The 21,872-nt window shown below is 59.3% G+C and carries 25 protein-coding genes; 16 read left to right on the top strand and 9 right to left on the bottom strand.

The annotated features are described in order from the left end of the window. Positions 1 to 2: 2 nt before the first annotated feature. The 4 genes from V8J85_RS11090 to V8J85_RS11105 form a co-directional block, all read right to left on the bottom strand. Positions 3 to 602, bottom strand: a complete 600-nt coding sequence (locus tag V8J85_RS11090; protein ID WP_339953797.1) for a short chain dehydrogenase — start codon at positions 600 to 602, stop codon at positions 3 to 5. Further along, positions 599 to 952, bottom strand: a complete 354-nt coding sequence (locus V8J85_RS11095) for a MerR family transcriptional regulator (RefSeq protein WP_339953798.1) — start codon at positions 950 to 952, stop codon at positions 599 to 601. Before V8J85_RS11095 ends, V8J85_RS11090 begins: the two co-directional genes overlap by 4 nt. A gap of 356 nt (positions 953 to 1,308) precedes the next feature. Continuing rightward, entirely contained in the window at positions 1,309 to 2,238 is a 930-nt protein-coding gene (locus V8J85_RS11100; protein WP_339953799.1) for a jacalin-like lectin, read from the bottom strand. Between the two features lie 217 nt (positions 2,239 to 2,455). Then, positions 2,456 to 3,103, bottom strand: coding sequence for a glutathione S-transferase family protein (locus V8J85_RS11105; protein WP_339953800.1), 648 nt, complete (start codon positions 3,101 to 3,103; stop codon positions 2,456 to 2,458). A gap of 85 nt (positions 3,104 to 3,188) precedes the next feature. On the opposite strand from V8J85_RS11105, the gene V8J85_RS11110 reads away from it, so the two are divergent. The 15 genes from V8J85_RS11110 (at position 3,189) to V8J85_RS11180 (ending at position 15,371) form a co-directional block, all read left to right on the top strand. Next, entirely contained in the window at positions 3,189 to 3,905 is a 717-nt protein-coding gene (locus tag V8J85_RS11110; protein ID WP_339953801.1) for a helix-turn-helix transcriptional regulator, read from the top strand. 196 nt (positions 3,906 to 4,101) lie between these two features. Continuing rightward, positions 4,102 to 4,311: a DUF6732 family protein gene (locus V8J85_RS11115; protein WP_339953802.1), complete on the top strand. Its 210-nt coding sequence runs from the start codon at positions 4,102 to 4,104 to the stop codon at positions 4,309 to 4,311. Continuing rightward, on the top strand, positions 4,308 to 5,501 hold the full coding sequence (locus V8J85_RS11120; protein ID WP_339953803.1) for a sirohydrochlorin chelatase: 1,194 nt from the start codon (positions 4,308 to 4,310) through the stop codon (positions 5,499 to 5,501). The genes V8J85_RS11115 and V8J85_RS11120 overlap by 4 nt, the downstream gene beginning before the upstream one ends. After that, entirely contained in the window at positions 5,498 to 6,133 is a 636-nt protein-coding gene (locus tag V8J85_RS11125) for a precorrin-8X methylmutase (RefSeq protein ID WP_339953804.1), read from the top strand. Before V8J85_RS11120 ends, V8J85_RS11125 begins: the two co-directional genes overlap by 4 nt. Beyond that, positions 6,126 to 7,328 carry a precorrin-6y C5,15-methyltransferase (decarboxylating) subunit CbiE gene (gene cbiE / locus V8J85_RS11130; RefSeq protein ID WP_339953805.1) on the top strand — a complete coding sequence of 401 codons (1,203 nt, stop codon included), beginning with the start codon at positions 6,126 to 6,128 and terminating at the stop codon, positions 7,326 to 7,328. Before V8J85_RS11125 ends, cbiE begins: the two co-directional genes overlap by 8 nt. A 49-nt stretch (positions 7,329 to 7,377) precedes the next feature. After that, entirely contained in the window at positions 7,378 to 8,079 is a 702-nt protein-coding gene (gene cobI / locus V8J85_RS11135; protein WP_339953850.1) for a precorrin-2 C(20)-methyltransferase, read from the top strand. After that, the gene (cobJ, locus tag V8J85_RS11140) at positions 8,070 to 9,917 is read left to right on the top strand and encodes a precorrin-3B C(17)-methyltransferase (RefSeq protein ID WP_339953806.1); all 1,848 of its coding nucleotides are present in this window, start codon (positions 8,070 to 8,072) and stop codon (positions 9,915 to 9,917) included. The genes cobI and cobJ overlap by 10 nt, the downstream gene beginning before the upstream one ends. An 88-nt stretch (positions 9,918 to 10,005) precedes the next feature. After that, positions 10,006 to 10,773 (top strand): precorrin-4 C(11)-methyltransferase, encoded by a 768-nt coding sequence (cobM, locus tag V8J85_RS11145; RefSeq protein WP_339953807.1) that lies wholly within the window; start codon positions 10,006 to 10,008, stop codon positions 10,771 to 10,773. Positions 10,774 to 10,851: 78 nt separating this feature from the next. After that, positions 10,852 to 11,199, top strand: a complete 348-nt coding sequence (locus V8J85_RS11150; RefSeq protein ID WP_339953808.1) for a hypothetical protein — start codon at positions 10,852 to 10,854, stop codon at positions 11,197 to 11,199. 179 nt (positions 11,200 to 11,378) lie between these two features. Continuing rightward, the gene (sdhC, locus tag V8J85_RS11155) at positions 11,379 to 11,762 is read left to right on the top strand and encodes a succinate dehydrogenase, cytochrome b556 subunit (protein WP_339953809.1); all 384 of its coding nucleotides are present in this window, start codon (positions 11,379 to 11,381) and stop codon (positions 11,760 to 11,762) included. A 10-nt stretch (positions 11,763 to 11,772) separates the two neighbouring features. After that, complete coding sequence (gene sdhD / locus V8J85_RS11160; protein WP_339953810.1) at positions 11,773 to 12,144, top strand: succinate dehydrogenase, hydrophobic membrane anchor protein; 372 nt, start codon at positions 11,773 to 11,775, stop codon at positions 12,142 to 12,144. A gap of 20 nt (positions 12,145 to 12,164) precedes the next feature. After that, entirely contained in the window at positions 12,165 to 13,970 is a 1,806-nt protein-coding gene (gene sdhA, locus V8J85_RS11165) for a succinate dehydrogenase flavoprotein subunit (protein ID WP_339953811.1), read from the top strand. Next, positions 13,970 to 14,293, top strand: a complete 324-nt coding sequence (locus V8J85_RS11170) for a succinate dehydrogenase (RefSeq protein ID WP_339953812.1) — start codon at positions 13,970 to 13,972, stop codon at positions 14,291 to 14,293. The genes sdhA and V8J85_RS11170 overlap by 1 nt, the downstream gene beginning before the upstream one ends. Beyond that, on the top strand, positions 14,293 to 14,577 hold the full coding sequence (locus V8J85_RS11175; RefSeq protein WP_339953813.1) for a hypothetical protein: 285 nt from the start codon (positions 14,293 to 14,295) through the stop codon (positions 14,575 to 14,577). Before V8J85_RS11170 ends, V8J85_RS11175 begins: the two co-directional genes overlap by 1 nt. A 14-nt stretch (positions 14,578 to 14,591) precedes the next feature. Continuing rightward, positions 14,592 to 15,371, top strand: coding sequence for a succinate dehydrogenase iron-sulfur subunit (locus tag V8J85_RS11180; protein ID WP_339953814.1), 780 nt, complete (start codon positions 14,592 to 14,594; stop codon positions 15,369 to 15,371). On the opposite strand, the gene V8J85_RS11185 is transcribed toward V8J85_RS11180, so the two are convergent. The 5 genes from V8J85_RS11185 to V8J85_RS11205 form a co-directional block, all read right to left on the bottom strand. Beyond that, positions 15,368 to 16,096: a class I SAM-dependent DNA methyltransferase gene (locus V8J85_RS11185; RefSeq protein WP_339953815.1), complete on the bottom strand. Its 729-nt coding sequence runs from the start codon at positions 16,094 to 16,096 to the stop codon at positions 15,368 to 15,370. The genes V8J85_RS11180 and V8J85_RS11185 overlap by 4 nt on opposite strands. Next, positions 16,097 to 17,080, bottom strand: a complete 984-nt coding sequence (locus V8J85_RS11190) for an aldo/keto reductase (RefSeq protein ID WP_339953816.1) — start codon at positions 17,078 to 17,080, stop codon at positions 16,097 to 16,099. Continuing rightward, positions 17,077 to 17,781, bottom strand: a complete 705-nt coding sequence (gene deoD, locus V8J85_RS11195; RefSeq protein WP_339953817.1) for a purine-nucleoside phosphorylase — start codon at positions 17,779 to 17,781, stop codon at positions 17,077 to 17,079. Before deoD ends, V8J85_RS11190 begins: the two co-directional genes overlap by 4 nt. A 64-nt stretch (positions 17,782 to 17,845) precedes the next feature. Next, on the bottom strand, positions 17,846 to 18,193 hold the full coding sequence (locus V8J85_RS11200; RefSeq protein ID WP_339953818.1) for an H-NS histone family protein: 348 nt from the start codon (positions 18,191 to 18,193) through the stop codon (positions 17,846 to 17,848). Between the two features lie 109 nt (positions 18,194 to 18,302). After that, entirely contained in the window at positions 18,303 to 20,270 is a 1,968-nt protein-coding gene (locus V8J85_RS11205) for a protein meaA (RefSeq protein ID WP_339953819.1), read from the bottom strand. Between the two features lie 136 nt (positions 20,271 to 20,406). Between V8J85_RS11205 and V8J85_RS11210 the strand changes: the two genes are divergently transcribed. Further along, the gene (locus tag V8J85_RS11210) at positions 20,407 to 21,777 is read left to right on the top strand and encodes a 1-acyl-sn-glycerol-3-phosphate acyltransferase (RefSeq protein ID WP_339953820.1); all 1,371 of its coding nucleotides are present in this window, start codon (positions 20,407 to 20,409) and stop codon (positions 21,775 to 21,777) included. The last annotated feature ends 95 nt before the right edge of the window (positions 21,778 to 21,872 follow it).

A 21,872-nucleotide genomic window follows, 5' to 3' on the forward strand; every position in this document is an offset into this window, starting at 1 on the left:
CCTCATTTGACGATTACCACCTGGCCCGAGATCGTGCCCTCGACGCATTTGGCAAATGCACGTCCGACGCTCTTGGAACACACGCGGTCATGGCCGGGAAACAAGGCACCATAGCGGTGTTCCGAAACATCGAGCAATCCGGGGCTGACCACGTTGATCCGCTGACCGCGCGGCATCTCCATGGCGGCACCTGTGACGAAACCGGCTAAGGCACCGTTTGCCAGGGCGGCACCCATGCCTGAGATAACCGGGTCTCGATCCAGTACACCACTGGTCAACGTGAACGACCCGTTGCGGGAAATCTTTGCCATGCCAGATAGGACAAGATTGATCTGGCCCATCACCTTGTTCTCGAGCCCGATCTTGAGTGTCTTGTCGGTCTGGTCTGCGAGAGGCGCAAAGTGCACGCTGCCCGCGGTAGAGATCAACGCATCGAATACGCCCACCTTGTCATACATCGCGTCAACCGATCCGCGGTCAGCAATATCGATCATGATGTCGCCCGTGGTGCGACCTGCGCGGACGACATCATGGTGCTGCGACAGCTCTGCATATGCCGCCTGCCCTACATCACCGGACGCGCCAACAAGAATGATCCTCATCGCAGATACTTTTCGTAAATTTTGAGCTTTCTGGCGAGAATTTCCTCACATCGATCGAGAGCTTCCCGACGCTTGGCCAGCAGTCGGGAGTGGTCGAGCAATATGTCCTTTCGATCCGGGATCGTCTCATCCCCTTGTGCATAAAGCGCCGCGAACCGCTGCATCACTTTCATCGGCATGCCTGTTTTGCGCAGCCAGTACAGCAGCGTCAGCCAATCGACATTCTCCGAAGAAAAGCGCCTCTGCCCATCCGGGCCACGTGTGACATTGGGAATGAGACCCTCGGCCTCGTAGAAGCGGATTGTATCAACTTTGAGCCCCGACCGGGACGCAGCCTCAGATATGCGCATGAAAAAATACTCCAGTGACCTTGGAGGTACCCGCCTAGAGTTACTCAAGGTCAAGAAGAAAACCGAGAAGAGAATGTCTGCCGTAGCAAAGCCTGATCAGACTTTGACATCATTGTCCTGTCGCCACTACCGTCGCATCGTGCGGAACGTGGGCGGCCAAGATCTGGTCTGTCGGCGCATGTGCTGACCCCAAAGTATGCTGGTGACCTTCGTGTCATTGAAGGGCAGATCATTGTTGTATTTGGACAAAGCGAGGCTTCCGCAGCGGGTTCCTTTTGTTGGGAGCCTGTCTGCGGAAGCTGTTGTTAGTTCAGGGGCTGACGGGACATCTGCCCCCTCGGCGAGGTTGGGTTCGATCAGGCCGCAGCGCTCACCGTGCGTAGCACGTAATAGTCCTGACCGTTCTTTTCGACGCGATCCTGGGCCAAAGCCGGGAAGTTCAGGCTGAGCGTTCCGGTCATGTCGTAGATGTTGGCAAACAGGGCCGGCGTGCTGGCCACCGGTGTCGAGACGATCGACGGTTCCGACACGGGGAACTGCCAGATTGTGCCATCGCTTGCCTTGAAGACGTCGATCTGAACAACCTCGAGCCCGACATGGCCTGCCGGCGGTGCGTAAGTGATTTTTTCGCTTTCAAAGGTTTCAGTCTCGATCTCTTCGCGGAACTCGCTTGATGTGGTGACCGACAACCCGAAGGTTGTGCTGGCCTTGGCGGTGAATTCGCCAACGGCACCGCCGGTTTCAGTTGTCGTTTCAACGCTCGAGACAATCTCGAGGAACAGGCTTGATGCCGATAGTTTGGCCACCCGGCTGGAGACGAAGGTTTCCGTCGTCTGACCTTGGGGGATCACGCCGATGACGGCCAACGCGCCTTGTTCGAGCACGTCGGACGGTGTGTAGTTTTCGATGTAGCGCACACGCAGTTTGTCGAGCTCTGAACCGCTCTTGCCGCCAAGTCCAAGAACCCGCACGCCGGACAGCGTCGTCTTTCTGCCGGACGCCTTGCCAACCGACAGCGTGCGGCCGCGGCTGGTGCGCAAGAAGATCTTGTGGATGCGCGTGGACTTGTTCCGGTGTTTGTTGGACCAGATTTCCATATGCTCGATATATTCATCGCCTTGAAGCTCGAGGACCTGGCTCTCCCGTCCGCCGCCGCCGCCTTTGCGCGACCCGTTCAAAAGGATCGCATCTACCCGGTTGCCCGAGCGGAAGCCGATCGTACGCACGGCTTCGATCTCAAAAGATTTTCCGCCGTCGCCACCGATTGGTTTGGTTACAATAGACATTACTTTAACTCCATTTATCTATGCGTTGAATTTAACCAAGGCATCATTGTCTCGCCTTGTGGTGGAGTTACGCAGCAGCGGTGGCGTTTATTCTCGCTAAGGTGGAAAAATTCTTGGGCATACAGTTAAAGGGCGTGAATCCCACGGCTTAAAGTCCGCTTTGGTCATATTCTTGATACGTCGAAGGGCCCGCCGTCGGTGACGACCGTTGCCGAATTCATGCGCCCTCATAAATTTCCGCGAGACTTGGCAGCCCCAGCCGTTTCATCGCGCCTGCATCGTAGGCTTCGATGAATGCGGTATCCTGGGCGGCCATGCAGCGTTCGAACCATTCACGGACCGGACCATTTTCCGGGATGAGATCGGGAAACCATTGGAATGGTGCGCTGACCAACAGGTCCGCTGCCGAGAAGGTGTCATCGACCAGAAACGCATATTCGGAAAGTGCGGATTCGATCGCACTGAACATCGTTGCCTGATCACGGCACCAATCATGGATCATCGCGTTGTCTGCGATGTCCAGATAGGTCAGGTAGAGGATCGGTTCCACGACGTTGCCGTAGTAGAACAACCAGCTGAGGTATGCGCCCCGTGCGGGGTCATCGGGACCGCGCCCCAAGGGGCTGTCGAAATGATCGGTCAGCCAAAGCATGATCGCGCCGCGTTCCCGGATGAGGCGGCCATCGACCTTTAATGTTGGCACTTTCCCTTCGGGATGCGGGTTTTTCGGGTCGGCCTGCCCCAAACCGCCCTGACGTTTGATGTGTACCGTTTCGATATCCACCTCGGTTTCCTTGCCCATGAGGCGCAAAAGGCTCAGGATTCCAGTCGCGCGGGAATTTGGGGAATAGTAGAGCGTTATCATCGGTTTGTCCTTTCATTGCGATTGCCGACATCATCGCCGACCCCTGTTGCCATTTCCTGTCAGTAGTCTTCTGCTAACGTGACTTATGGCCAAATCGGATCGCCTTTTCAGCCTCATGCAGCTTTTCCGAACCATGCCGCAGCCGGTGAAGGCGGCCGATTTGGCGGAGCGATTGGAGGTCTCTTGTCGGACGCTCTATCGGGATATCGACTCGCTTAGGGTTGTGGGAGCCCGGATCGAGGGGGAGCCAGGGGTTGGTTATACGTTGGTCGAAGACATCGCGTTGCCCCCGCAGACCCTCACCCGGCTTGAAACTGAAGCGTTGTCGATCGGTTTGGCCGACGTGCAGTATCGCGGTGACGCGCAGCTGGCCGGTGCCGCCCGCGATGCGATGGCGAAAATCACCGCGACATTGCGGGAAAACCAACAGCGCGACGTGCTACACGCCGTGAGCCAGGTTTACCGATTCACGATACATGAAGCCTCTACCGTCGATATGTCCGTCATTCGTGCCGCGTGTTGGGAGGAAAGGGCGCTGCGCATCACTTATGAGGATCGCAAAGGGGTGGTGACGAGGCGCCGGATATTTCCTCTGGCTGTTTTGTACTTTGAACATTCGGTGATGCTGTTGGCGCATTGCCGGTTGAGGGATGATTATCGGTCTTTTCATGTGACGCATATCCACGACGTGCGTTCGTTGAACGAGAGCTTTCGCCCCCGGCGCGTGCGTCTTTTGAACGATTATGTCGCGGCTTTGCGTCGTCGCTTGGGTGATCGTTCAGAGAGTTTGACTGTGTTGTAGCGGATTGCGATCCGTGCCTTCACGTCATATCCGATTGCCCCCCATCCCGTTGCCGCCTATACCCCATCGGGACGAAGCCCATGTGGCCAGAGCGGTTGGTGGTGCGGCGGTCGACCCAAGCAGGGGGCCTGAGCATCATGTCGTCGTGACCCCGGATCACCCGGGCCTCTGGTCGTGTTTTGAAACGGAGGACCCGATGCGTGTTTTGCTTTCCTTGATGATGGTTTTTGCGGGCTCGGCTGCTGTGGCGCATCCGGGCCATTGGGGTGAGCTGGCCGGACATGACCATTGGGTCGCGGGAGCCGCGATCGGCCTTGCCGGGCTGGCCGCGATCTGGGGTGCCTTGAAGGGCAAGCAGAGGGATCCCGAGCTGGAAGAGGAAGAGCTTGAGGAGGAGGCTGCATGAAAACGGGTGTGATGATCTGCGGCCACGGTTCGCGCAGTCAGTCGGCGGTGGATGAGTTTGCCGTGCTGGCCGAGAAGCTGCCCGAGTATTTGCCGCCTGATTGGGTGACGGATTATGGCTATCTGGAATTCGCCAACCCGGTGATCCGGGATGGCTTGGACCGGCTGAGGGACGCCGGGTGTGACAGGATTTTTGCGGTACCGGGGATGTTGTTCGCGGCCATGCACGCGAAGAACGACATTCCGACGGTGCTGAACAGCTATGCGGCGAAACATGGGATGCAGGTGTCTTATGGCCGGGAATTAGGGGTCGATCCCAAGATGATCGCCGCTGCCGCGGGCCGTATTCAGGGAGCCGTGGATCAGGCCAATGCTGAGTTGGGTGAGATGCCGTTGGTTGAGACTTGTCTGGTGGTCATCGGGCGCGGTGCCTCTGACCCGGATGCGAATGGCAATGTGTCCAAGATTGCCCGGATGCTGCAGGAAGGCATGGGCTTTGGCTGGTGCGAGGTAGGTTATTCCGGCGTGACCTTCCCGCTTGTCGAGCCTTGTCTGCAGCACGTGGCGCGGTTGCCTTACAAGCGCGTCATCGTGTTCCCGTATTTCCTGTTTTCGGGTATTCTGATCGACCGGATTTATGGGTTTACCGATCAGGTTGCGGCTGAATATCCTGGTATTCAGTTCGTGAAGGCGGGGTATCTGGGGGACCATCCCAAGGTGCTGGAAACCTTTGCCGAGCGGATCATGGAGCAGGATAGCGACAGCCCGCCGCCGAATTGCGGGATTTGCGGCTATCGTGAGCAGGTTCTCGCGTTGGAGGATGGTGGTCATCACCATATCAGCGTGGAGGATCGCAAGCATCCGGCCTTTGGTGCGGTCCCGCCGCCGACCTGTGTGCTGTGCAAGTATCGCGTGCAGGTGCTGGGGTTCGAGGCCGAGGTTGGGGCGGTGCAGGAAAGCCATCATCACCATGTCGAAGGCCAAGGCGCCCATGCGCCGGGATCGAATGTGGCGGATTGTGCGTTATGCGATACGTTCTGTACCGGGATGTGCCGGTTGGAGGCGCAGCATGATCACCATCATCATCACCATGGGCATGACCACGACCATGATCACCACCACCATCACGCGGTCTACCCTCATGCCGATCATCCCAATGGTCCCGAAAGCGCGCGGAAGACGAAGGCGTGAGACCTTACGAGACCGACCCTGCAGCCATTTATGCGCAGAGCTTTGCCACCGTCCGGGCCGAGGCGCGGTTGGAGCGGTTTCCGTCTGTGATGCATCCGGTGATGACCCGGTTGATCCATGCCTGTGGTATGGTCGAGATCGCGGATCGGCTGGCGTTTTCGGAAAGCGCGGCAATGGTCGGCCATGCTGCGTTGAAAGCTGGCGCACCGGTTCTGTGTGATTGCGAAATGGTCGGGGCGGGGATTGTCCGACGGTATCTGCCTGCGCAGAATGAGGTTGTTGTGACCTTGAATGATGAAGGCGTGCCGGAACGCGCGAAAGACATTGCAAACACGCGGTCAGCGGCGGCTGTAGAGTTGTGGCGCGACCGGATCGACGGTGCTGTCGTCGCGATTGGGAATGCGCCGACAGCCCTGTTTCATCTGTTGGAATTGCTGGATCAGGGTTGGCCGCGCCCAGCCGTTATTCTGGGGTTTCCGGTGGGTTTCGTCGGTGCGGCGGAAAGCAAGGCCGAATTGGCGCGCGATTCGAGAGGGTGCGCGTTTGTCGCGCTGCGCGGTCGACGTGGTGGATCGGCGATGGCCTCGGCCGCAGTGAATGCCTTGGCGGCAGGATTGCCCGAAGATGTCTGAACCCTGGCTGCATATCGTCGGCATCGGTGAGGATGGGATGGCGGGCCTGTTGCCTGCGACCCGTGCTGTTGTTGAGGCTGCAGACGTCATTATCGGCGGTGATCGTCATCACGTGTTGACCGATGATCTGGCGGCTGAGCGGTTGGCCTGGCCGCATCCGTTTGATGCGTTGATTGATACGATTGACGGGATGCGCGGGCGGCGGGTTGTCGTGCTCGCTACTGGCGATCCACTTTGGTACTCGGTCGGGGCGCGGATCGGGCGGGCCATTGATCCGGGCGAGATTGTCTATCATCCGCAATTAAGTGCGTTTCAGTTGGCGGCGGCGCGCATGGGCTGGTCACTGCCGGATGTCGAGACGCTTACTGTGCATGGTCGTCCGGTTCAACAGATGATCGCCTTTATCCAACCCGATGCAAGGCTGCTGGTGTTGACGACCGGGGAAGAGACACCTGCGCAGATCGCGCGGTTCCTGACGGAACGCGGTTTTGGCGGGTCGCACATGACGGTGCTTGCCGCGATGGGCGGCAAGGATGAGGCCCGGTTTGATGGGGTGGCTGAAAGCTGGGACCATGTGGTGCCTGCGTTCAATACGCTGGCGGTGGAATGCATCGCCGCCCCCGATGCCGCCCTTTTGCCGCGCGTGCCGGGGCTGGCGGACAATCTGTTTCAATCCGATGGCACGATGACCAAGCAAGAAGTGCGCGCTGCAACGGTCGCCAAGCTGATGCCGATGCGCGGCGCGCTTTTGTGGGATATCGGCTGTGGCTGTGGTTCGGTCGCGATCGAGTGGATGCGCGCGGCGCGCTATGCCCGTGCCGTGGGGATCGAGCCGCGGGCGGACAGGCGCGCGATGGCGGCGGCGAATGCCTTGGCGCTGGGCGTGCCGAAGCTGGAATTGGTGGATGGTGAGGTGCCTGTCGCGCTGGACGGTCTGGATGCGCCGGATGCGATTTTCATCGGCGGTGGGCTAAGCCGTGAGACGTTTGAGGCGGCATGGGATGCGTTGCGCCCTTTGGGTCGGATGGTGGCCAACGCGGTAACGTTGGAAAGCGAGGCGGAGCTGATCGCCCTGTATAAGGAATATGGTGGTGATCTGGTGAAATTGTCCGTTCATCGCGCGGAACCCGTTGGTCGGTTGACGGGGTGGCGACCGTTGATGCCAGTGACCCAATGGAGCCTCGTGAAGCGATGATTGGATGCCTCCGGCGGGGATATTTTTGGCCAAAAGAGGTTTGGGCGCGGTGACGGGTGTGTTGTACGGCGTCGGTGTCGGCCCGGGCGCGCCGGATTTGATCACGTTGAGGGCGGCGCGGTTGATCGAGGGGGCCTCGGTCGTGGCCTATCCGACCTTGGCGGGGGCCGAGAGTTTTGCGCGCGGGATCGCGGCTGATTTGATCGCACCGGATGCGGAAGAGATCGTCATGGCTGTGCCGATGAGCGTTGAACGCGCTCCAGCGCAGGTAGCCTATGATGCGGGTGCTGCGCGGATTGCAGAGGCGTTGGACGCAGGGCGCGATGTTGTTTGTCTGTGCGAGGGGGATCCGTTTTTCTACGGTTCGTTCATGTATTTGTTTGCCCGTTTGTCGGATCGGTATCGGGTTGAGGTTGTGCCCGGTGTGAGCTCGGTCACGGCCTGTGCGGCGCGGGCGGGGATGCCACTGGCGGCGCGGAACGAACGGCTGACGGTGTTGCCGGGGCCGCTGCCAGAGGGTGAGTTGCGCGCCCGGATCGATGGGGCAGAGAGCGTGGCCATCATGAAGGTGGGGCGCCATTTGCCGAAGATCAGGGCGGTGATCGACGCGCTCGGGCTGACAGAAAGGGCCGTTTACGTGGAACGGGCGAGCCTGCCGGAAGAGGTGGTTTTGCCTTTGGCAAAGGCGCCGCAGACGGCCCCGTATTTTTCGATGATTTTGTTGACGAAGGGGGCCGATCCGTGGCTGTGAAACCTGTTGTTTTGGCCTTGTCCCGTTCGGGTGAGCCTGTAGCGCATCGGGTGGCTGCGGTTTTGACTGCCGCTGTCCATGGCCGCGAAGGCCGGGTCGATCAGGCGGATGCGTTCTTTCCCAATGCGTTGGATCATGCGCGGGATTTGTTCGCCGCGGGTGTACCGATTGTGGGGGTGTGTGCCTCGGGGATTTTGATCCGGGCTGTTGCGCCGCTTTTGTCGGATAAGACCGTTGAACCGCCTGTGGTGTCGGTGTCGGATGATGGTGCGGTTGTCGTGCCATTGCTGGGTGGACATCGCGGGGCGAATCGGTTGGCGGCGCAGATATCCGAGGCGTTAGGGGCTGTCGCTGCGGTGACGACGGCGGGCGATGTGGCGCAGGGTGTGGCGCTGGATGCGCCACCGCCGGGATACAGGGTGCGCAATCCTGAGAACGCGAAGGCGGTCATGGCTGGTCTGCTGAGTGGCGCGCCGTATCAGATCAGCGGGGAATTCGATTTCTTGTCCGGTGTGATGGCGCTGGACAATGTCGAGCAAGCGCCGCCGACGCGCTTGCGTCGTTTGCCGCATACACATTTGGGTGTTTCGCTAGCTCCGGTCGGCGATGAAGCCTCTGGGATTAGTTACCATCGTCAGGAGGTTGCGGTGGGCGTGGGGTGTGCCCGCGATACGGACCCGGAGGAGCTTTGGAACCTTGTGCTGACGACCCTGCGCAAAGCTGATGCTGCAAGGGAGTCGGTGGCTTGCGTCGTCACACTGGATCTGAAGGCGGATGAGCCTGCGATGCAGGTCGTGGCCCGCCGGTTGGGCGTGCCTTTGCGGGTGTTTTCTGCCGAGGAATTGGAGGCGCAGACGTCCCGTTTGGCCAATCCGTCGGATGTCGTTTTTGCCGAGGTTGGGTGCCACGGGGTGTCGGAGGGTGCGGCTTTGGCTGCTTTCGGTGATGCTGGGCGCTTGATTGTCGAGAAACGGAAAACTGCGAATGCCACATGCGCGTTGGCGATGTCGCCGGACCTGATTACCGAGATGCCCGGACGGGCGCGGGGGCGTTTGTCGGTTGTTGGGATTGGTCCGGGGCAGGCTGCGTGGCGGACGCCGGAGGTGTCCCGGCTGATTGCCGAGGCGGATGAGCTGGTGGGCTATGGGCTTTACATAGATTTGCTGGGCCCTTTGGCTGCGGGGAAGGCGCGTGCCGATTTTCCGCTGGGTGGGGAGGAGGATCGCTGTCGCTATGCGCTGGAGCGTGCGGGTGAGGGCAAGAACGTTGCGCTGGTTTGTTCGGGTGATGCCGGGATTTATGCGATGGGGGCGCTGGTGTTCGAGTTGCTTGATCGTCGGCCGGATGAGATGGGCGTGTCGGATGCGGCCCGCCGGGTGGAGGTGGTGTGCTCACCGGGGGTGAGTGCCTTGCAGGGGGCCGCGGCACGGGCTGGGGCGCCGTTGGGGCATGATTTTTGTGCCATATCGCTGTCGGATTTGCTCACGCCGCGGGAGGATATCTTGAAGCGGTTGCGGGCGGCTGCGGAAGGGGATTTCGTGATTGCGTTCTATAATCCGGTTTCGATGCGCCGCCGGACATTGTTGGCGGAGGCGCGCGAGATTTTGTTGAAGCATCGTCCGGAGGCGACGCCGGTGTTGTTGGCCTCGTCATTGGGTCGGCCGGAGGAGCAGGTCCGGTATCGCCGGTTGGATGAGCTGGAGGTGGATGAGGTGGATATGCTGACCGTCGTGCTGGTCGGGTCGTCCCATTCGCGGTTGGCGCGTTTGGGCGATGGGCCGCGGATGTATACGCCGCGTGGTTATGCGCGGAAGATTGATGGGGATTTGGCGGGATGACGTCTGTCGGCGCTCGCCTGCGGCATCGCCCCGCCCGCCGTCCCGGTGCCTCCGGCGGGAGTATTTTTGGCAAGATGATGATGGACGTATGACGGTTTATTTTATTGGTGCGGGGCCGGGCGATCCGGAGCTTTTGACGCTGAAGGCGGCACGGGTGATTGGCGCCTGCCCGGTGTGTTTGTATGCTGGATCGTTGGTGCCAGTGGACGTCGTAGGCTGCGCACCGGATGGGGCGCTCGTGATGGATACCGCGCCGATGACCTTGGATGAGACCCATGCCGTGATCACTGATGCCCATGCGAAAGGGCAGGATATCGCGCGGGTGCATTCGGGCGATCCGTCGCTTTATGGCGCGATTGCCGAGCAGATCCGGCGGCTGAAGGCGGATGAGATTGGTTACGAGATCATTCCGGGTGTGCCAGCCTATGCTGCTGCTGCGGCGGCTTTGGGCACCGAGCTGACCGTGCCAGAGGTGGCGCAGTCGATTGTGCTGACGCGGATGTCGATGAAATCGACCGGAATGCCTGCCGGGGAGACGCTGGAGAATTTTGCCCGGTCAGGTGCGACGCTGGCCATTCATCTGGGTATACGGGCCTTGCGCGAGATTGAACGGCAGTTGGTGCCGTACTACGGGGCCGATTGCCCGGTTGCGGTGATTTATCGCGTCGGCTGGCCGGATCAGATGATCATTCGCGGGACGTTGACCGATGTACGCGAGAAGGTACGGGCGGCCAAGATCACGCGGACAGCACTGATTCTCGTGGGACCTGCTTTGGCTGATCAGCATGGTTTCCCTGACTCGGCCTTGTATGATGCCGCAAAGCCGCATGTTTTGCGACCTCGTATCAAAGCTTAACGCCGCGCTGCGGCGGATTTTGTCACTTGATATTTACACTTTTCGAGTCATCCTTCGATTCATCTGGAGGGGTTAACGATGTATACTTTTTTGCCTGAAGCCGTGCGTCAGGGTCTGGAAGAAGCGCGGAAAGCCGCATTGAAACGCAAGGACCGACTGGTCGTTCACGATGGGGATGATACCTATCGCATTCGCAGGTTCTGGGATGGGGGATTCGCCCTTGATCTGGAGGGATCGGACCGTTTGCGCGGGCATGTGGACATCTATGATGGGCCAAAACAACTGTATCAGTGCCTTGTCGTGTCATCGGTCGCTGACGGGGATGAGCGGGTGTTCGAGTTCAAATGGCTGACCCCCGTGGCCAAGGGCCCGGCGGCTGATTTCGAGCGGCCGGATTTCGTGCCAGCGGGATTGATCGGAAGCTGACGCCTTTTTGTGATCACAAGAAAAATTCCTGTGATCACAACCGTTCGAAAACCTTAAGATCGCGGCATTTTTTCACATCACAACCGCGTCCCGTTACGTGACTCTGCCATCTGAATGGTGCACAACACGTCAAAAGACGTCGCTGAGCCGCGCGACGGATGCCAGTGAAGGGAATGTGTATGGCCGATGTGAACCGGGGCGATCGCCCGCTGTCTCCGCATTTGACGATCTATCGTCCGCAACTCACCTCGATGACCTCGATTTTCGTCCGTATCACGGGCAACGCGCTGATCGTCGCGGCGCTGATGATCGTCTGGTGGTTCATTGCTGCCGCGACCGGGCCAGAGGCGTTTGCTCGCGCGAACGGTTTTGTGACCAGTTGGTTCGGTGATCTGGTCTTGTTTCTATCGGTCTGGGCCGCCTGGTATCATATGTTCGGTGGTATCCGTCACCTGATCTGGGACAGCGGCCATATGCTGGAAGTGGAACAATCCGAGACGGCGGGGCTGGTGATGATCATCGCGTCGGTTCTGTTTACGATATTCACCGCGATCGTGTTGTAGGGGTTGGATCATGAGATTTCTGACAGATCGCAAGCGTGCAGACGGGTTGGGCTCCGCCAAGACGGGGACGGATCATCACTGGCATATGATGGTGACATCGGTGGCGTTGGTGGGTCTTGTGCCGCTGTTCATCTTTACCTTCGGCGCAATTCTGGGATCGCCTTATGAAGACGTGATTGCCTATTACCGGCGCCCCCTTCCGGCAATTATCGCCGCCTTGACCCTTCTGGTCGGCTTTCTTCATTTCCGCAAAGGCGTGCAGACCCTTATCGAGGATTATGTGCACGGCTTTGCCCGCAAGGCCCTGATCATCGGGATGATCTGCCTGTCCTACGCCGCGGCGGCGATCGCGGTGTTCGCGATCATCCGCATCGCCCTTTAATTCGTCGGAGCAACCTGAATATGGCAGCATACGAATATGAAACGCATACCTATGACGCGATTGTCGTGGGGGCGGGTGGTGCAGGCCTGCGCGCAACGCTGGGTCTGGCCGAGCAGGGATTGCGCACGGCCTGCATTTCCAAGGTTTTTCCAACCCGGTCGCATACGGTGGCGGCGCAGGGGGGGATTGCGGCGTCCTTGTCCAATATGGGTCCGGATCACTGGCAGTGGCATATGTATGACACGGTGAAGGGCTCGGATTGGTTGGGCGATACGGATGCGATGGAGTATCTGGCGCGCGAGGCGCCCAAGGCGGTTTATGAGCTTGAGCATTATGGGGTGCCGTTTTCGCGGACTGAAGAAGGCAAGATTTACCAGCGCCCGTTTGGTGGCCATACGACCGAGTTTGGTGAGGGCCCGCCGGTGCAGCGCACCTGTGCGGCGGCCGACCGGACCGGGCATGCGATCTTGCATACGCTTTACGGCCAGTCGCTGAAACAGCAGGCGGAGTTCTATATCGAGTATTTAGCGCTCGACCTGATCATGTCGGATGACGGCATCTGTCAGGGCGTGATCGCGTGGAAGCTGGATGATGGCACGATGCATGTCTTCAATGCGAAGATGGTGGTGCTGGCCACGGGTGGCTATGGCCGTGCCTATTTCTCGGCCACGTCGGCCCATACATGCACCGGTGACGGCGGTGGTATGGTCGCCCGGCAAGGGTTGCCGCTGCAGGATATGGAGTTCGTGCAGTTTCACCCGACGGGAATTTACGGTGCGGGCTGTCTGATCACCGAAGGTGCTCGGGGTGAGGGTGGCTATCTGACCAATGCCGAAGGCGAGCGGTTCATGGAGCGTTATGCGCCCAACTATAAGGACCTTGCCCCGCGCGATTATGTCAGCCGCTGTATGACGATGGAAATCCGCGAAGGGCGCGGTGTGGGGTCGAACAGTGATCACATTCACCTGAACCTGAACCACCTGCCGAAAGAGGCCCTCGCCGAGCGTCTGCCGGGGATTTCGGAAAGCGCGCGTATCTTTGCTGGTGTTGATGTCACCAAAGAGCCGATTCCCGTGTTGCCAACGGTGCATTACAACATGGGTGGCATCCCGACGAATTACATGGGTGAGGTGCTGAACCCAACCAAGAAGGACCCGAATGCTGTTGTGCCGGGTCTGATGGCTGTGGGTGAGGCCGGCTGTGCCTCGGTTCATGGGGCGAACCGGCTTGGGTCGAATTCGCTGATTGACCTTGTGGTGTTTGGACGGGCTGCGGCCATTCGGGCCGGTGAGGTTGTGGATCGGGACGGTGCGAACCCGACGCTCAATCAGGCGTCCGTTGATGCGTGTTTTGATCGCTTTGACGGGTTGCGCCATGCCGATGGCACGACTGGCACGGCTGAGCTGCGGTTGGAGATGCAGAAGGCGATGCAGGAAGATGCGGCGGTGTTCCGCACCGACAAGACGCTGGGTGAGGGTGTCAAGAAGATGACCGCCATCGCCGATAAGATGGACGATCTGAAGGTTACCGATCGCAGCCTTGTCTGGAACAGCGACCTGATGGAGACGCTGGAACTGACGAACCTGATGCCCAACGCGCTGTCGACGATCGTTAGTGCCGAGGCCCGCAAGGAAAGCCGCGGTGCCCATGCGCATGAGGATTACGCCGAACGCGACGATGACAAGTGGCGGGTTCATACCATCGCGCATGTGGATGGTGGCAAGGTCAAGCTGACCTATCGCCCGGTCATCACGGCGCCGCTGACGGGCGAGGCGGATGGTGGTATCAGTGAAGCCAAGATCGCACCGAAAGAAAGGACCTTCTGATGCGTTTCGTGGCCTTGGTGGTTGGATTGATGACGCTGGTTGGATGCGCGGATGGCGGGAGCGCTGACCAGATCGCGCGCGAGACGGCGAAAGGCGTCGTGAATACGGTGGTATCCAGCCGGTTTCCGGGCATGAATGCCGCACCGATCACCGATTGCATCATCGACAATGCCGAGATCACCGAAGTGTACAAGATTGCCGAGGCGGCTGTTGTCGGGCCCGGCCCGGAGACGACCCGCCTGATCCTGGATATCGCCCGCCGCCCCGCGACCGTGCAATGCGCAGCGGATGAAACGCTGAACGGGTTGGTGTTGGGGATTTGATGATGCGTTATCTGGCGCTGCCTTTTATGCTGTTGTTGGCCAGTTGCGGTCCGCCGACGCCTGAACAGGCCGCGCAACGTTGCGAGGAGCGCGCGCAGGCTGCGCAGGCCCCGAATGTCGGGATCACCCTTGGGGCCAGCAGCGATGGCGGCCCTTTCGCCAGCGCCAGCATTGGTGTCAGCGGCGACTTTCTGCGCGGTCGTGACCCATTGGAAGTTTACGAAAGCTGTGTATTTGAATTGACGGGGCAGCCGCCGATCCGGCCGGCGCGGCTCCGCAGTTAATCGAGGAAGCGAAGATGGTACAACTCACCCTCCCCAAAAATTCCCGCATGACGGTGGGCAAGACCTGGCCCAAGCCGGAGGGTGCCACAAACCTGCGCAAGGTGCAGATCTATCGGTGGAACCCGGATGATGGAAAGAACCCGTCGCTGGATACTTATTTCGTCGATATGGATACCTGCGGCCCGATGGTTCTGGATGCGCTGATCAAGATCAAGAACGAGATCGACCCGACCCTCACCTTCCGCCGATCGTGCCGTGAGGGGATTTGCGGATCGTGCGCGATGAATATCGACGGGATCAATACGCTGGCCTGCATTTATGGGCTGGACGAGATCAAGGGCGATATCAAAATCTATCCCTTGCCGCATATGCCGGTGGTCAAGGACCTCATCCCGGACCTGACCCATTTCTATGCCCAGCATGCCAGCATCATGCCGTGGCTTGAAACCAAGACGAACCGCCCGGCGAAAGAGTGGAAGCAGTCGATCGAGGATCGTAAGAAGCTGGATGGTCTGTACGAATGCGTGATGTGCGCGTCCTGTTCGACGTCGTGTCCGTCTTACTGGTGGAATGGTGATCGCTATTTGGGGCCTGCCGCGCTGCTGCATGCCTATCGCTGGATCATCGACTCGCGTGATGAGGCGACCGGGGAGCGGTTGGATGATCTGGAAGATCCGTTCAAACTGTATCGCTGCCACACGATCATGAACTGCGCGAAGACTTGCCCGAAGGGGCTTAACCCGGCCAAAGCGATTGCGCATATCAAGAAGATGATGGTCGAGCGGGTCGTCTAAGGCTTGCGCCAGACTGAGATGTGAGAGGTGCTGCGCCGGGTGAAGGGCGTTTTGTCCCAGTCGCCCCATCGGTTTTCAAACTCTATGCCTGCGATGCGCGCCATCAGGTCCATTTCAGACGGCCAAGCGTAGCGAAGCGGTAGGCTGAAATATGTGTGCGTGTCCCCATCCATCCAGACGTGGTTGGACGTGTAGTTTTGTGTGACGATGTCGATGTCATCCACGCCGAAATGGTCTGCGTCGCACGCAAAGGCGTGTCTGGTTTGACCAAAAGGGACCTTTTGGATCAACGGAACCTGCGTTTCGATCAGGAACCGCCCGCCCGGAGTGAGATGCCGGGCGGCGTTTTCGAAGCATGCGATCTGCGCCTCTTGCATGGTCAGATTATCGATTGTGTTGAAGATCAAGTAGACCAGCGCAAAAGTGCCATCGACTCGCGTGGTCGTCATGTCACCGATTGCGATATCAAGCGGCAGACCAGTTTCCTTTTTCCGCAACTCACTCACCATCGCGTTTGACATTTCGATCCCCTTGACGAGATGACCGCGCGCGGCGAGAGGAAGGGCAATGCGGCCTGTGCCGATCGCGAATTCGAGGATGGGGCCATCACCTGCGAGCTCGCTTAGCAGATCAACCGTTTTTGCGATTTGCTCGGGCGGCTGATCGCCATGGTCGCGGTCGTAGGTCTTGGAGACATCTGCGTCGAAAAAGCCGTCACCCTGCATCTAGCAATAACGCTCGGGCGCTTGCGACTGCGCCTCGCTATAGCGATCGCCCCACGCCCAGCCGACGGGGAGGATTGCATCGATGGCTGCCTTTAGCTCATCGGTCATCGCGATGCTGTCGGCCTGCGCCCAATCGCGGACGTGATCGGCCGTGCGGCTGCCGGGGATGGGGATGATGTGGTCGCCTTGGGCGAGCACCCATGCGAGCGCGAGCGCCGGGGTGCTGACGTTGTGCGCCTGGGCCAGTGATTGGAATTGGGTGGCTGTCTGGCGGTTATGGGTCCAGTTGTCTCCTTGGAACCGAGGCATCTGTTCGCGGAAGCCGCCGAAATCAGGGCTGGCTGGGTCGATGATGTATCGGCCAAAGACCCCGCGTGCGAGGGGGGAGAAGGCGACGAAGGTGCTGCCGAGCCGTTTGCATTCTTGCAAAAGCCCAAGTTCGGGTTGCCGGGTCCAGAGCGAGTATTCGTTTTGGACGGCGCGGACCGGGGTTTCCGCATGGGCTTTGCGGAGGGTAGTTGGTGAGACCTCGGACAGGCCCCAGCCGCCGATTTTGCCTTTGGCGATCAGGTCACCCATGCGTCCGGCGACGTCGGCGATCGGGACGGCCTGTTCGCGGCGATGGATATAGAACAGGTCAACATGGTCCACACCAAGCCGTTTGAAGGAGCCGTCGAGTTCGGCCTCAAGATAATCAGGATCGTTGTTCACGGGGTGGTCGGGATTGCGCTGGATGCCGGCCTTGGTGGCGATGCTTGGCGTCAGCTTGCGGTCGGTGATCCAGCGGCCCAGCACCTGTTCGGCGATGTGGGGGCCATAGACATTGGCGGCGTCCATGTGGGTGATGCCTTGATCCCATGCCTGATCGAGGGCGGCGAAACTTTCCGCTTCGGTCGTGGCGCCGGAAAAACCGCTGAGCGACATGCAGCCGAAACCGATGGCCCCAACCTGTGGGCCACCGGCACCGAGTTGCCGTTGTTTCATGCGAAAGCCGCCTGCAGGGCGATTTCGACCATGTCTCCGAAGGACCGTTCCCGGTCTTCGGATGGCAGCGCCTCGTGCGTTAACAGGTGGTCGCTGACCGTCAGCACCGCCAGGGCGCGTCGCTTGTGCCGGGCGGCGAGGTTGTAGAGTTCTGCCGCCTCCATCTCGACCCCCAGAATGCCGTGCCGGACCATCTGTTCGTTCAGGTCGGGCCGTTCGTCATAGAAGACGTCCGATGAATAGATGCCGCCGACATGGGTGGGCACGTTCTTTGCTTCGGCTGCTGCATGGGCGGCTGAGAGCAGACCGTAATCGGCGCAGGGGGCGAAGTTGAGTTCCTTGAAAATGCCGCGTGATGGGGTCGAGAGGGTCGAGGCGGTCATGGCTAGGATCACATCGCGGATTTTGACATGGTCTTGCATGCCGCCGCAGGACCCGATGCGGATGAGGGTCTGTGCGTTGTAGTCCTTGATCAATTCATTGGCGTAGATCGACAGGGACGGCATCCCCATGCCGGAGCCCTGGATCGTGACCGGATGGCCGTTCCAGGTGCCGGTAAAGCCGAGCATGCCGCGCACCTCGTTGATGCAGTGTGTGTCGGTTAGGAACGTCTCGGCGGCCCATTTGGCGCGATAGGGATCGCCCGGCATCAGGACGGTCGGGGCGATATCACCTTTTTTGGCGCCGATGTGGATTGTCATAAGAGGCCCTTTCGATTTGTCCGCAGTTTAGCGTTGCGGCCACAAACCGAAAGGGGGCTTAACCTTAGCTTGGGATTTCCATCGCTTCGGGCGTTTTGCCTGCTGCCAGCGCTTTTTTGAACCAGTCTGGCTGGCGGCCCTTGCCGGTCCACGTTTGGTCATTGTCATCGGGGTTACGGTATTTCGGCACGCCGGGCTTTTTGGGTCCGACACTTTTCTTGCGGGTTTTCTTCGGAGCGCTGTCTTCGCCCAGGATTTCAGTCAGATCGAAACCATGCGCTGCAGCGGCCTTTTGCGCTGCGGCGAGTGCTGCTTTCTTTTCCTTATTGGCCACTTTTGACAGGGCCTTGTCCACATCCGCGCGCAGCTTTTCCAGCTCTTTGCGCGTCATGGATTTGAGGTCGGGTTTCATTTGTATCTCCGTTTCAAAAGGTGGGGGCGAAATAGCAGTAATCGCAAGGATGCGCAGTCAAAAAGCCTGCTAAGCTGCCTTAAAGTACAAGAAACGGGGGAATGTACAACTATTCCGCTGCGACAGAACGCGGATCGACCAAAGTAATGATATCGCCCATGATTTTATTCAGCTCGAAATCCTTGGGCGTATAGACCTTGGCAACGCCTATTGCGCGTAATTCCGCCGCATCATCTTCGGGGATGATACCGCCGGCAATTACCGGAATATGATCGAGGCCCGCCGCTTTCAATTTGGTCATGACGTCGCGCAATAGCGGGATATGTGAACCCGAAAGAATGGAAAGCCCGATCACATGAGCTTGGTCATTTCGCGCTGCTTCGACGATTTCGTCGGGAGTAAGACGAATTCCTTCGTATGAGATATCGATGCCGCAATCGCGCGCGCGCGCCGCGATCTGTTCGGCACCGTTGGAATGTCCGTCGAGTCCGGGTTTGCCGACAAGGAATTTGAGACGGCGGCCAAGTGCGGTACTGACAAGATCGACCTGTTCGCGCAGATCATCGAGACCTTCGGTCCGGTTCGACGGGTTGCTGCTGACCCCTGTCGGTGCGCGATATTGGCCGAAGACGGCACGGATCACGTCGGCCCATTCGCCTGTCGTCACACCCGCGCGGGCACAAGCGATCGAGGCGGGCATGATGTTTGTTCCGTCTTTGGCGGCGGTGCGTAAATCGGCGAGTGCTTGTTTGACGGCTGCATCATCGCGTCCGGCCTTCCATTCGTGCAGGCGGCGGAGTTGATCGGCCTCGGCCTTGGGGTCCGCGACCATGATCGCGTCGTCACCTGAGGTGAGCGGTGATGCCTCGCCCGCTTGCCATTTGTTCACGCCGACGACCGTCGTATCGCCGCTTTCGATATTGCGGATACGATCTGCGTTGCTTTCGACCAATCGCGATTTCATGTAGGCGATCGCGCCGACAGCCCCACCCATATCGTCGATTTGTGCCAATTCGGCACGCGCGCCTTCTTTCAGCGCGCTGACTTTTCGTTCGACGGCAGGATTTCCGTCAAACAGGTCTTCGTATTCGAGAAGGTCGGTTTCGTAAGCCAGTATTTGTTGCATCCGAAGCGACCATTGCTGATCCCACGGGCGCGGCAATCCTAGTGCTTCGTTCCAGGCCGGTAATTGCACGGCGCGCGCGCGGGCCTTTTTGGAAAGCGTTACTGCAAGTGTTTCCAGAAGAATGCGATAGACGTTGTTTTCGGGTTGTTGTTCGGTCAATCCCAGCGAATTGACCTGCACGCCGTACCTAAAACGGCGGTATTTGGGGTCTTGGACGCCGTAGCGTTTTTCGCAAATCTCGTCCCATAATTCGACGAATGCCCGCATTTTGCAAAGCTCGGTGACAAAGCGAATACCGGCATTTACGAAGAAAGAGATGCGCCCGACCATCGCGGGGAAATTGTCGGCTGGGACTTTGTTTTTGAGGTCGTCCAGCACTGCGGTTGCTGTCGCCAATGCGAATGCCAATTCCTCCTCGGGTGTCGCCCCGGCCTCTTGCAGGTGATAGGAACACACATTCATCGGGTTCCATTTAGGGAGATGTTCGCGGGTATAGGCCGCGACATCGGTGATCATCCGCAGGGACGGTTCAGGCGGGCAAATATAGGTGCCGCGCGACAGGTATTCCTTGATGATGTCGTTTTGCACTGTCCCTTGCAGGGCGCTGATATCGGCGCCCTGCTCCTCGGCCACTGCGATATAGAGCGATAGGAGCCATGGGGCTGTCGCGTTGATCGTCATCGACGTGTTCATCTGGTCGAGCGGGATATCGTCGAACAGCGTCCGCATGTCACCCAGATGGCTGACGGGTACGCCGACCTTGCCGACCTCACCCTTGGCCAGCACATGGTCGCTGTCATATCCGGTTTGCGTCGGCAGGTCGAAGGCGACGGAGAGCCCGGTCTGCCCTTTGGCGAGGTTGCCCCGATAAAGCGCGTTGGACGCCGCCGCGGTCGAATGGCCCGCGTAGGTGCGGAACAGCCAAGGGCGATCTTTCTGCGGGTGCGACATGTCGGGCCTCCGGAATCACGATGCGAAATTAAATTTCGTTTGTTGGTTTCTATCGGACACTTTGTGGCGCTGTCAATTCGCTGCGTTGCGGCATGACGGGATTTACCATTTTGCGGTTCCCTGTCACGGTTCATGCATGACGCAGACTGTTTCCATGCCGCTTTGGGCATTTGTTTTGATTGTCCTGTTCGCTGCCGTGACCTTTGCGTCGCATTTCTTGTTCCCGTCGGTCCGCTGGTTTTTTCGCAAACGGGCCGAGCGGGTGATCGCGCAGATGAACGAACGCCTGCAGCGCCCGGTCGAGCCGTTCAAGCTGGCGCGTCGTTACGACATGATTCAGCGGCTGATCTATGATCCCGAGGTGACGCAGGCGATCGTAGATCATGCGAAGAAGGAGGGCGTGCCCGAAAACGTAGCATTCGAGATGGCGCAGCGTTATGCCCGTGAAATCGTGCCTTCGTTTTCGGCGACGGCCTATTTCAGCGTCGGCATTCGGTTTGCCCGGTGGCTTTCGAAATCATTGTACCGGGTCCGGGTCGGCACGTTCGATCGGGGGCGATTGGCCGAGATCGACCCGGATGCGACGGTCGTGTTCGTAATGAACCATCGCAGCAATATGGATTATGTGCTGGTCACCTATCTGGCCGCGAATGCGAGTACCTTGTCCTATGCCGTGGGTGAATGGGCGCGGGTTTGGCCGCTGTCGAGCATTATTCGGGCGATGGGCGCGTACTTTATACGGCGACGGTCGCGGGGCGCGCTGTATCGCAAGGTATTGGCCCGTTATGTACAGATGGCCACGCGCGGTGGCGTGACACAGGCGATGTTCCCCGAGGGCGGGCTGAGCCTGACCGGGGCGACCGCGCCGCCCAAGCTGGGTTTGCTGAGTTATATCATCGACGATTACGACCCGGAAAAGCGCGAGGTGATCTTTGTCCCTGTCGCGTTGAATTACGATCGTGTGCTGGAGGATCGGTTTCTCATCGCGGCAGATAAATCGGGCCGACGTCGGTTCCGCCCGCCGCTTTGGACGGTATTGCGCGGTCTTGGGGGGCATCTTTGGGACCGGATTACGCGGCGGTTCAAGGGGTTCGGGACGGCCTCGGTCAGTTTTGGGTCGCCGGTGGAGTTATCCTGGTTCGCTCCGGGTGAGGACATGACCGATCGTGTGGCTGCGGTGCTGATGGAGCGTATTCGTGGGGTCGTTCCGGTTCTGGGTGTGCCGCTGGTGGCGAAACATGTGCTGGAGAATGGCCCTGTTTCGTTTGATGATTTGAATGCGGCGGTGGCAGAGGACATCGCCGACCTGCGCGCACGGGGCCTACCTGTCCCGCGTCGTGATGCGAAGGATGTGGTGAACGAAGCAGTGGCCGACCTGACGGTGCGCGGACTGATCACCGATGATCACGGCCTTTGCCCCGGTTCGGGCGGTGAGGACGTTTTACGCTATTATGCGAACTCGATCGTGCATCATTTCGATGCAGTTGCAGCAAAAACCGGCACCTGACGCTGCGCTTGCGAGGTAATTTAATTACAAAAAAGGTATCAGTTGGGTTGCATAATTACCTTGCCGTCTTGTATCCATTTGCCAATCGCCCGATT

This window comes from Yoonia sp. 2307UL14-13 (assembly GCF_037572755.1).
In the GTDB taxonomy this organism is placed as follows: Bacteria; Pseudomonadota; Alphaproteobacteria; order Rhodobacterales; family Rhodobacteraceae; genus Yoonia.